The sequence below is a fragment of the Streptomyces mesophilus genome, from assembly GCF_011044995.1.
GTDB classification, from domain to species: Bacteria; Actinomycetota; Actinomycetes; order Streptomycetales; family Streptomycetaceae; genus Streptomyces; species Streptomyces mesophilus.
This window is the reverse complement of the sequence record NZ_JAAKZW010000294.1, coordinates 1-8714: the sequence shown is the minus strand read 5'-3', so window position 1 is coordinate 8714 and position 8714 is coordinate 1. Positions and strand designations below refer to the sequence as shown.

Sequence of the window (8714 nt, the reverse complement as noted above, 5' to 3'; positions counted from 1 at the left end):
GGATCGGGGCTCTGGCCTCGGGGTCTGGCAGCTTGGCGGCCCGGCCGCCGGCGCCCAATGTGTAACCCCCGCGCTTACCGCGCACCCCCGACGCTCACCCTGACGACGCCCGCAGCCGCACCAGATACGCGGCCGTCACCGCCACCGCACGGTCCTTGTCGTCGGACAGGTCCGCGAGCGCGTGGTCGGCCGTCGGGCCGGGAATGCCCGCCAAGGCCTGCGTGAGCCGGCCGCGCGCGGCCGCCGGGGTGGCCGTGTCGCCGAGGCGTTCGACGAGGAGGCCCGCGAGCTGCTCGGCCGTGGCGGTGTCGGACGCCAGCGTGCTCAGGGCGTCGGCGGCATCGGTGTCGCGAACTCCCTGCGCGATCATGTCGATGAGTACCGGGATCGCCCGGGTCTCGCCGCGCGTCCCGAGGGCGAGGGCGGCACGTCCGCGCACCGCCGGGTCGGCGTCCGCGAGAGCGTGGCGCAGCTCGGTGGTGGCATCCTCGCGGGTCAGCGCGGCGAGGCACTGGACCGCGCGTTCGCGCACCGCGGCAGCCGGTGAGCGCAGTCCTTCGGCCAGCAGCGCCGTGACGTCCTCGCCCGAGCGGGCGAGCGCCCAGCGCAGGGCGCCGGCGACGTTGGGGTCGGTTTCGGTCAGCGCCGCCTCGACCAAGGCCTCCTTCGGCACCGGCGCGTCTTCGCCGGAGGTCAGAGCCGCGCGCTGACGGGTGTCGGCACTCTTCGACCCCAACGCCTGCAGCAGCCCGACCACTTGGAGCACCGCCTCCCAACTCTCCGGACCGGCCCCATCGATCCGCTGCAGGCGCGTGAGCAACTCGGTCTCGGCCGTGATGCGTTCCCTGGTCTGCTCGATGAGATCGCCGACCAGCGTCGTGGGCGTGAAGCCCGGATCGTCGAGCGCGCGCCCGATCTCGCGCAGCGAAAGACCCAGCGACCGCAGGCTCTCGATGTGGAAGATCCGCCGGATGTCCTCGCCGGAGTACTCCCGGTAGCCGGTGCCGGTGCGGGCCGAAGGCCGCAGCAGACCGAGTGACTCGTAGTGCCGGAGCATGCGGGCGCTGACTCCGGAGCGCCGTGCCACCTCGCCGATCAACATGCGGGTCATTCTCCCGGTCCACCGGTCATTCTCCTGGTCCGCCGGTCATTCTCCTCGTCCGCCGGTCATTCCCCTGGCCGGTCCTGGAGGGCGACGACGCGTTTCGCCTCCTCGACGGCGAACTCGAATCCGGCGTCCGGGTCGCGCAGCAGCCGCAGTGTGGCCAGCGCATGCGTGCGTACGCCCCCGTCGGTCGCTGTCGCTGTCACCGCCGCCCGCAGCGCCGGCTCGGACCTGTCTCCCAGCGCGACCATGGCCCGGCTGAGGCTCAATTGCGTCTCCCGCCCGCCGCGCCCGAGCTGTGTCGCAAGCAGCGTGGCCAGACCCGGCTCCTCTCCTTCCGGTACGAGCACCACCGCGGCCCGCCAGGCGCTGCGCGCCACCTCGTCCTCGGCCTCGGTCAGCAGGTCTCGTGTGATCGCCGGCCACGCGCGCCGGTCCCCGAGCTTGGACAGGGTGTGCAGCGCCTGGCTGCGTGCCTGCGCATGCGCCGATCCGAGCTCGGTCACCAGAGATGGCAGGGTCAGGGACACCGGGTGGCGGGTGAGTGCCCAGGTCAGCATGTCCCGTACGAAGAACTCGGGTTCGATCGCACAGCGCTGGACGAGCGTGTCCACGAAGCGCGGCTCGGGCGCCGAACCGGCCGCGAGGGCGGCCCGCAGCCGTACGGAGGAACAGCTGTCCTCGAGCGCCTTGAGCACTCGTGTTCCTTCGGTGTTCTGTCCTGTGATCGTCAACGAGATCACCTCCTCGTCGACGAGCCAAGACCTTGTCACCGTGTCAAGGTCAAACCCGTCGCGGTCAAGGCCACACCCTTCGTGCCGCCCGAGCGGCCAGGTAGCCTCCTGCGCACAGGAGCCGAGGAGGTCGGGTGGTCCGGGAACACGCAGGCCGGGTGCTGGGGGCGAACCTTCGCGTACTGCGGGAACAGGCGGGGCTCACGCTGTCCGCCCTGGCCCGGGAGTCGGGCATCGCCAAGGGGACGTTGTCGCAGTTGGAGTCCGGTACGGGCAACCCCACGATCGAGACGGTGTTCAGCTTGTCGAACGCTCTCGGGGTTCCGGTCTCCACGCTGCTGACGGAGCGCACCGACCCGGACGTGGTCCTCGTGCGCTCCGGCGGACTCGAGGTGCTCAGCAGCAACGCCGTCGACCTGCGGATGCTGCGCCGTATGGACATCACCGACAAGGCGATCGAGCTCTACGACCAGCGGGTGCGCCCGGGGGAGGTCCAGCACTCCGCGGGACACCCGGGGCGCGAGCATGTCGTGGTGACATCGGGCCAGCTCAGAGTGGGTCCGCCGGATGCGCCGTACGAACTGGGGCCCGGCGACTACGTGTGCTTCGACGCCGGGAGGCCGCACATTTACGAGACCGTCGGCGGGTCGGTCGTCTCCGTCCTGATGCTGGAGTACCCGGCCGACGCGGGGCCGCCCGCGCTCGGTGGATCGTGTGGGATCCCCGCGCCGCGCAAGCCGGGGCGTGCGAAGGGTTGACCGCGTCGCCAACTCCTTTCTACGCTCGCACCGTTCATTGAAATGAACGGGAGTGGGGTGGATGGTGTCCCCCGACATCGTGGTCGTGGGTGCCGGCGTGATCGGCGCCGCCTGCGCGGAGGCGCTCAGTGCGTCCGGCCTGAAGGTGACGGTCCTCGACCGCGCGGGGATCGCCGGCGGCACGACCGCCGCGGGCGAGGGCAATGTGCTGGTCTCCGACAAGGCGCCGGGTCCCGAGCTGGAACTCGCCCGCGCCTCCCGCCGCCGCTGGCCCGACCTGCTCGCCGCGCTGCGCGAAGAGCTCGGCCCCACGTTGGCCGAGGCAGAGTGGGAGGCAAAGGGTGGCCTGGTGGTCGCGACCACGGAGGAGGCCGCCGCGCCCCTGGCGCACTTCGCGGCCGCGCAGCGCGCCGTCGGCATCAGCGCGGACGAGCTCACCCCGGAAGCGGCCGCGCAGCTCGAGCCCCACCTCACCCGGGGCGTCACCGCCGCCGTCCACTACCCCGAGGACGCCCAACTCCAGCCGGTGCTCGCGGCCACCACGCTGCTCGCCGCGGTGCGTGCCCGCGGCGGTGAAGTCCGCGCCGGCACGGCGGCGCGCGGTGTGACGCGGGACGCCGCCGGCCGGGTCAGCGGCGTACGCACCGATGACGGCACCCTCGCCTGCCGTGCGGTGGTCAACGCCTGTGGCCCGTGGGCGGGTTCGTTCGCCGCCCGGGCCGGGGCGCCGATCACGGTGCTCCCGCGGCGCGGCATGATCCTCGTGACCGGTCCGCTGCCCGCGGGAACCGTCCGGCGCAAGGTGTACGACGCCGACTACGTCGGTGCGGTCGCCAGCTCGGACGCCGATCTGCAGACCTCGACCGTGGTCGAGTCGACCCGCGCGGGCACGGTGCTCATCGGCTCCAGCCGCGAGCGCGTCGGCTTCGACGAGACCGTACGCGTCGACGTACTGCGCGAGTTGGCCCGTAAGGCCGTCGCCCTGTTCCCCGTCCTCGCCGGTGTGCCGGTGATGCGGGCGTACGGGGGCTTCCGACCGTACGCGCCCGATCATCTGCCCGTGATCGGCGCCGACCCTCGGCTGCCCGGCCTGTGGCACGCGACCGGACATGAAGGCGCGGGCATCGGACTCGCGGCGGCCACCGGGCGGCTGCTCGCCGACCTGTACACGGGAGCGGTGCCCGAGGTCGATCCGGAGCCGTTCCGCGTGGACCGGCCGGCTGTCATCGAGGGGGAGAGGGCCGCGTGAAGGTGCTCATCGAGGGGGAGGGGGCCGCGTGAAGGTGCTCATCGACGGCAAGGAGACCGTGGCGGTCGAGGGCCAGACCGTGGCGGGTGTGCTGCTCGGCGCGGGCGTCACGTCGTGGCGTACGACCAGAGACGGTGGCCGGCCGCGTGGCGTCTTCTGCGGGATCGGTGTGTGTTTCGACTGTCTGGTCGTGGTCAACGGCATCGCGGATGTACGGGCGTGTCAGCGGCTCGTCCGCGACGGCGACGACATCCGGGCCCAGCACGGTGCGGAACTGCCGTCGTGAGCCGGGTCGTTGTCGTGGGCGGCGGACCCGCCGGGATGGCGGCCGCACGGGCAGCCGGCGCGGCCGGCGTCGAGGTGCTGCTGGTCGACTCGGGCGCACGGCTGGGCGGCCAGTACCACCGGCAGGACTCCCGCGCGGGCACGGAGCGGTTCACGCTTCCGTCCGGTGTCGAGTACCTGGGGGACTCGGTCGTGTGGGCGCTCGAACCCGTGGCGGGCGGGCACCGGGTGCATGTGCGCACCGGTCCTGCCGACGGGCCGGGCAGGACCGGCCGCAGCGTCGACACCCCGGCCCTGGTGCTTGCCACCGGCGCGTACGACCGGGCGCTGCCCTTCCCCGGCTGGGACCTGCCCGGCGTCTTCACGGCCGGTGCCGCGCAGGCATTGGCGAAGGGGCAGGGCGTACGGGTGGGGGAGCGGGTGCTGCTCGCCGGCACCGGACCGTTCCTGCTGCCGGTGGCGCGGTCGCTGCTCGATGTCGGGGCGCGGGTGGTCGGTGTGCTGGAGGCGGGCGAGCCCGTCACCGGCTGGCTCGCCCGCCCCGGCGGTCTGCTGGCCGGTACGGGAAAACTGGGCGAACTGGCAGGCCACGCTGCACTGTTGGCGCGCCATCGCGTCCCGTACCGCCGCCGAACCGCCGTGGTCGAAGCGCACGGAACCGACCGCGTCGAAGCGGTAACGGCGGCCCGTCTCAACCCCGACTGGACCGTGGTACCCGGCAGTTCGCGCCGCGTCGAGGTCGATGCCGTGTGCGTCGGTTTCGGGTTCACTCCGCAGCTCGAACTCGCCGTCGCGGCACGCTGCGCGCTCGCCGGCGGCTTCGTCGCCGTCGACGTCGCCCAAGCCACCTCCGTACGCGGTGTGTTCGCGGCCGGCGAGCTCACCGGCATCGGCGGAGCAGAACTCTCCGCCGCCGAGGGCACGATCGCCGGCGCCAGTGCGGCCCGGCTGCTCGGCGCCCGCCCGGCACCACCTGTCCGCGCGCTGCGCAAGGCCCGTACGGGCCGCCGGTTCGCCGCCGCGCTGGACGCCGCCCATCCCGTACGGGACGGCTGGCGCAGCTGGCTGCGGGAGGACACCCTCGTGTGCCGCTGTGAAGAGGTCCCGTACGGGGAGCTGTGTGCTGCCGCCCGCGAGCGCGAGGCTTACGGCGGCCGCTCGCTCAAGCTCGTCACCCGCGCGGGTCTCGGCCCGTGCCAAGGGCGGATCTGTGGCCGCGCGGTCGCCGAGCTCACCGGCATCCAGGACGCCGCCGCCACGTTCGCCCGCCGCCCGATCGCCGCACCGCTCCGCCTCGGCGAGCTCGCCGAGGACCCGGGCCCACAGCCCGAAGCGCTATAGGCCCGGCGCTTCCGGTGCCTTGCCGGCAACGCCCGTACCAGCCGGAGTAACTCCCGTACCGGTGGCAGTAACTCCCGTACCAGCAAAGGAGATGGCGCATGACACAGGAGAAGCTCGACGGGGTCATCGTGGCGACCGCGCTGCCCTACGCCCAGGACCCGAGCGCCCCCGCCGGACTCCGCGTCGACCTCGACCGGTACGCGGAGCACTGCCGCTGGCTCATCGACAACGGCTGCCGAGGTGTCGGGCCCAACGGGTCCCTCGGCGAGTACTCCTCGCTGACCGACGACGAGCGCAGGGCCGTGGCCCGTACCGCGCTCGAGGCGGTCGGCGGCGACGGGATCGTGGTGGTCGGCGTGCACGGCGTCGGAGCGCACCAGGCCCGGGCCTGGGCCGAGAAGGCCGCCGAGGACGGTGCGCACGGGGTGCTGTGCCTGCCGCCGACGATGTACCGGGCCAACACCTCCGAAGTGATCCACCACTTCGAGCAGGTCGCGAGCGCCGGCCTGCCGGTGATGGCGTACAACAACCCGATCGACACCAAGGTCGACCTGACACCCGAGGTCGTCGCGGAGATCGCCGCGATCGACAACGTGGTGGCGGTGAAGGAATTCTCCGGTGACGTACGCAGGATCCTGGAGATACGGGAGAAGGCGCCGGACCTCACCGTCGTCGCGGGGGCCGACGACCTGGTGCTCGAGGCGCTCCTGATGGGCGCCACCGGCTGGTTCGCGGGCTTCCCCAACGTCTTCCCCGCCGAATCCGTACGGCTCTACCAACTCGCCCTCGACGGCAGGCTCGACGAGGCCCGCGCCCTGTACGAACCGCTGGTCGCGGCCTTCCGCTGGGACTCGCGTACCGAGTTCGTCCAGGCCATCAAGCACGGCATGGACCTCGTCGGCCGCTACGGCGGCCCCTGCCGGCCGCCCCGCGGCCCGCTCACCGGCGACCAACTGGCCGCGCTCGACGCGGACATGAAACGAGCCGTCGACCACCTCGCCGAGCAGACGGTGGGTGCCTGAGATGCGCGCCTCCCGGTACTTCTCCGCCGTCGACTCGCACACCGAAGGCATGCCGACCCGCGTCGTCACCGGCGGCATGGGCGTCATCCCCGGTGCGACCATGGCCGAGCGCCGCACGTACTTCACCGAACACCTCGACCACATACGCGAGTTCTTCGTCAACGAACCCCGCGGACACGCCGCGATGAGCGGAGCGATCCTGCAACCGCCCACCCGGCCCGACGCCGACTACGGCGTCCTGTACATCGAGGTCTCCGGCTGTCTGCCCATGTGCGGCCACGGCACCATCGGGGTCGCGACGGTCCTGGTGGAGACCGGCATGGTCGAGGTCACCGAACCGGTGACCGAGGTCCGTCTCGACACCCCGGCCGGACTCGTCGTCGCCCAGGTGGCGGTCGAGGACGGCCGGGCCACCGCGGTGACGATCCGCAACGTGCCCTCGTTCGCCCTGCAGTTGGACGCGAAGGCCGACGTCCCGAGCCTGGGCACGGTCACGTACGACATGGCGTACGGCGGGAACTTCTACGCCATCCTTCCGATCGCGGACCTCGGCATCCCCTTCGACCGCAGCGATCCGGAGGCCAAGGACCGCATGCTCACCGCGGGCCTGGCCATCATGGACGCCATCAACGAACAGAACCGGCCTGTCCACCCGGCCGACCCTTCCCTCAACGGCTGCAAGCACGTCCAGCTCGTCGCCCCCGGTGAGAACGGCAGCGACGCACGCAACGCGATGGCCATCCACCCCGGCTGGTTCGACCGCTCACCCTGCGGCACCGGCACCTCGGCCCGTATGGCACAACTGCACGCACGCGGCCAACTCGCCCTGAACCAGGACTTCGTCAACGAATCCCTCCTGGGCACCCGCTTCACCGGCCGCCTCGTCGAGGAGACCACGGTGGGCGGCCTTCCCGCCCAGATCCCCACGGTGACCGGCTCCGCCTGGATCACCGGCATGGGGCAGTACCTCCTCGACCCGGACGACCCGTTCCCGCGCGGATTCACGCTCTGAGGAACGGGATGGATTGCAGAATTCATTCCCCTGATCATCCCTTGTGTTGCCGGATAACCCCATGTTTTCTTGGCCCCAGCTCAATTCATTCGAGAAATTCATTCCATTGAAGGGATGAATTCAGAGCGTGTGGGGGTCCGCAATGAATGTCCTGCCCCGGTCCGTGACGGAACTGGAGGACGAACTCGCGCGCCCTGGCGCGGAATTGGCCGCCGAGGCCACCGCGTGGCCGGCCGGTCGCCTGCTCGTGCTCGGTGCCGGGGGCAAGACGGGGACGGGAATAGCGGTGATGGCGCGCCGGGCACTCGAGTCGGCGGGCCGCACCGATATCGAGGTGGTCGCCGTATCGCGCTGGACGGACGGCGGGCTCGCCACGTATCTGGAAAAGCAGGGTGTACGGACCCTGCGCGCCGACCTTTCCGATCCGGCAGCGGTCGGCGACCTTCCCGATGCCGCCGCGGTCGTCCACTTGGTCGGCGCGAAATTCGGCACCGCGTCGGCTCCTGATCAGGCATGGATGACGAACACCGTGCTGCCCGCCTACGTCACCCGCCGCTTTCCCGCCGCCCGGATCGTGGCCCTGTCCACCGGCAACGTGTACGGGCTGGCCGCGCCGACCGCCGGGAGTCCCCGGGAGAGCGACCCGACCGACCCGCAGGGCGACTACGCGATCACCTGCCTGGGCCGCGAACAGGTCTTCCGGCACGCCGCACGCACCTTCGGCACCCCGGTCGCCCTCATCCGCCTCAACTACGCCTGCGAGCCCCGCTACGGGGTCCTCGCCGACCTGGCCCGGACACTCCTGCGGGGCGACGCGGTCGACCTGTCCACGGGTGCGGTGAACGTGGTCTGGCAGCGCTACGCCAACGAAGTCGTCCTGCGCTGCCTCGGCCGAGCGAGCGCGGACGAGGCCTTCACGCTCAATCTCACCGGCCCGGAAACCGCGAGCGTACGCGTCCTCGCCGAGCGGCTCGGTGAACGCCTCGCTGTCACCACCCGGTTCACCGGTGAGCCGCCCGCCACCAGTCTGCTGAGCGACGCGACGCTCTGCCATGGCCTGTTCGGCTATCCGGACCTGCCGCTCGGCGCCCTCATCGACCTTCAGGCGAACTGGCTGCTTGCGGGCGGCGAGACCTGGGACAAACCGACCAAGTTCGAGCGCAGGGACGGTCGCTTCTGATGTCCGCCCGTATGTCCACCCGGATGCC

The 8714-nt window shown here is 71.7% G+C and carries 9 protein-coding genes; 7 read left to right on the top strand and 2 right to left on the bottom strand.

The features are described 5' to 3' along the window. Nucleotides 1–94: 94 nt before the first annotated feature. Nucleotides 95–1102 (bottom strand): MerR family transcriptional regulator, encoded by a 1008-nt coding sequence (locus G6045_RS36955; protein WP_165336613.1) that lies wholly within the window; start codon nucleotides 1100–1102, stop codon nucleotides 95–97. A 65-nt stretch (nucleotides 1103–1167) separates the two neighbouring features. After that, nucleotides 1168–1878: a HEAT repeat domain-containing protein gene (locus tag G6045_RS36950; RefSeq protein WP_328708041.1), complete on the bottom strand. Its 711-nt coding sequence runs from the start codon at nucleotides 1876–1878 to the stop codon at nucleotides 1168–1170. Nucleotides 1879–1973: 95 nt separating this feature from the next. Between G6045_RS36950 and G6045_RS36945 the strand changes: the two genes are divergently transcribed. The 7 genes from G6045_RS36945 to G6045_RS36915 all read left to right on the top strand — a co-directional run bounded on the left by G6045_RS36945 (nucleotide 1974) and on the right by G6045_RS36915 (nucleotide 8686). After that, nucleotides 1974–2597 carry a helix-turn-helix domain-containing protein gene (locus G6045_RS36945; RefSeq protein ID WP_165336609.1) on the top strand — a complete coding sequence of 208 codons (624 nt, stop codon included), beginning with the start codon at nucleotides 1974–1976 and terminating at the stop codon, nucleotides 2595–2597. Nucleotides 2598–2658: 61 nt separating this feature from the next. Then, the gene (locus G6045_RS36940) at nucleotides 2659–3846 is read left to right on the top strand and encodes an NAD(P)/FAD-dependent oxidoreductase (RefSeq protein ID WP_206344681.1); all 1188 of its coding nucleotides are present in this window, start codon (nucleotides 2659–2661) and stop codon (nucleotides 3844–3846) included. A 28-nt stretch (nucleotides 3847–3874) separates the two neighbouring features. After that, nucleotides 3875–4132 carry a (2Fe-2S)-binding protein gene (locus G6045_RS36935; RefSeq protein WP_165336608.1) on the top strand — a complete coding sequence of 86 codons (258 nt, stop codon included), beginning with the start codon at nucleotides 3875–3877 and terminating at the stop codon, nucleotides 4130–4132. Then, nucleotides 4129–5472, top strand: a complete 1344-nt coding sequence (locus tag G6045_RS36930; protein WP_328708040.1) for an FAD/NAD(P)-binding oxidoreductase — start codon at nucleotides 4129–4131, stop codon at nucleotides 5470–5472. Before G6045_RS36935 ends, G6045_RS36930 begins: the two co-directional genes overlap by 4 nt. Nucleotides 5473–5570: 98 nt before the next feature. Next, on the top strand, nucleotides 5571–6494 hold the full coding sequence (locus tag G6045_RS36925) for a dihydrodipicolinate synthase family protein (RefSeq protein WP_165336607.1): 924 nt from the start codon (nucleotides 5571–5573) through the stop codon (nucleotides 6492–6494). A gap of 1 nt (nucleotide 6495) precedes the next feature. Beyond that, nucleotides 6496–7506 carry a proline racemase family protein gene (locus G6045_RS36920; RefSeq protein WP_165336606.1) on the top strand — a complete coding sequence of 337 codons (1011 nt, stop codon included), beginning with the start codon at nucleotides 6496–6498 and terminating at the stop codon, nucleotides 7504–7506. 142 nt (nucleotides 7507–7648) lie between these two features. Beyond that, a complete protein-coding gene (locus G6045_RS36915; protein ID WP_165336605.1) occupies nucleotides 7649–8686 on the top strand; it encodes an NAD-dependent epimerase/dehydratase family protein in 1038 nt (345 codons plus the stop codon). Nucleotides 8687–8714 lie beyond the last annotated feature (28 nt).

Bases quoted from the DNA above. Each gene is read 5' to 3' on its own strand.
- G6045_RS36920 (WP_165336606.1), top strand. From the start codon at position 6,496: ATGCGCGCCTCCCGGTACTTCTCCGCCGTCGACTCGCACACCGAAGGC.
- G6045_RS36915 (WP_165336605.1), top strand. From the start codon at position 7,649: ATGAATGTCCTGCCCCGGTCCGTGACGGAACTGGAGGACGAACTCGCG.
- G6045_RS36925 (WP_165336607.1), top strand. From the start codon at position 5,571: ATGACACAGGAGAAGCTCGACGGGGTCATCGTGGCGACCGCGCTGCCC.
- G6045_RS36940 (WP_206344681.1), top strand. From the start codon at position 2,659: ATGGTGTCCCCCGACATCGTGGTCGTGGGTGCCGGCGTGATCGGCGCC.
- G6045_RS36955 (WP_165336613.1), bottom strand. From the start codon at position 1,102: ATGTTGATCGGCGAGGTGGCACGGCGCTCCGGAGTCAGCGCCCGCATG.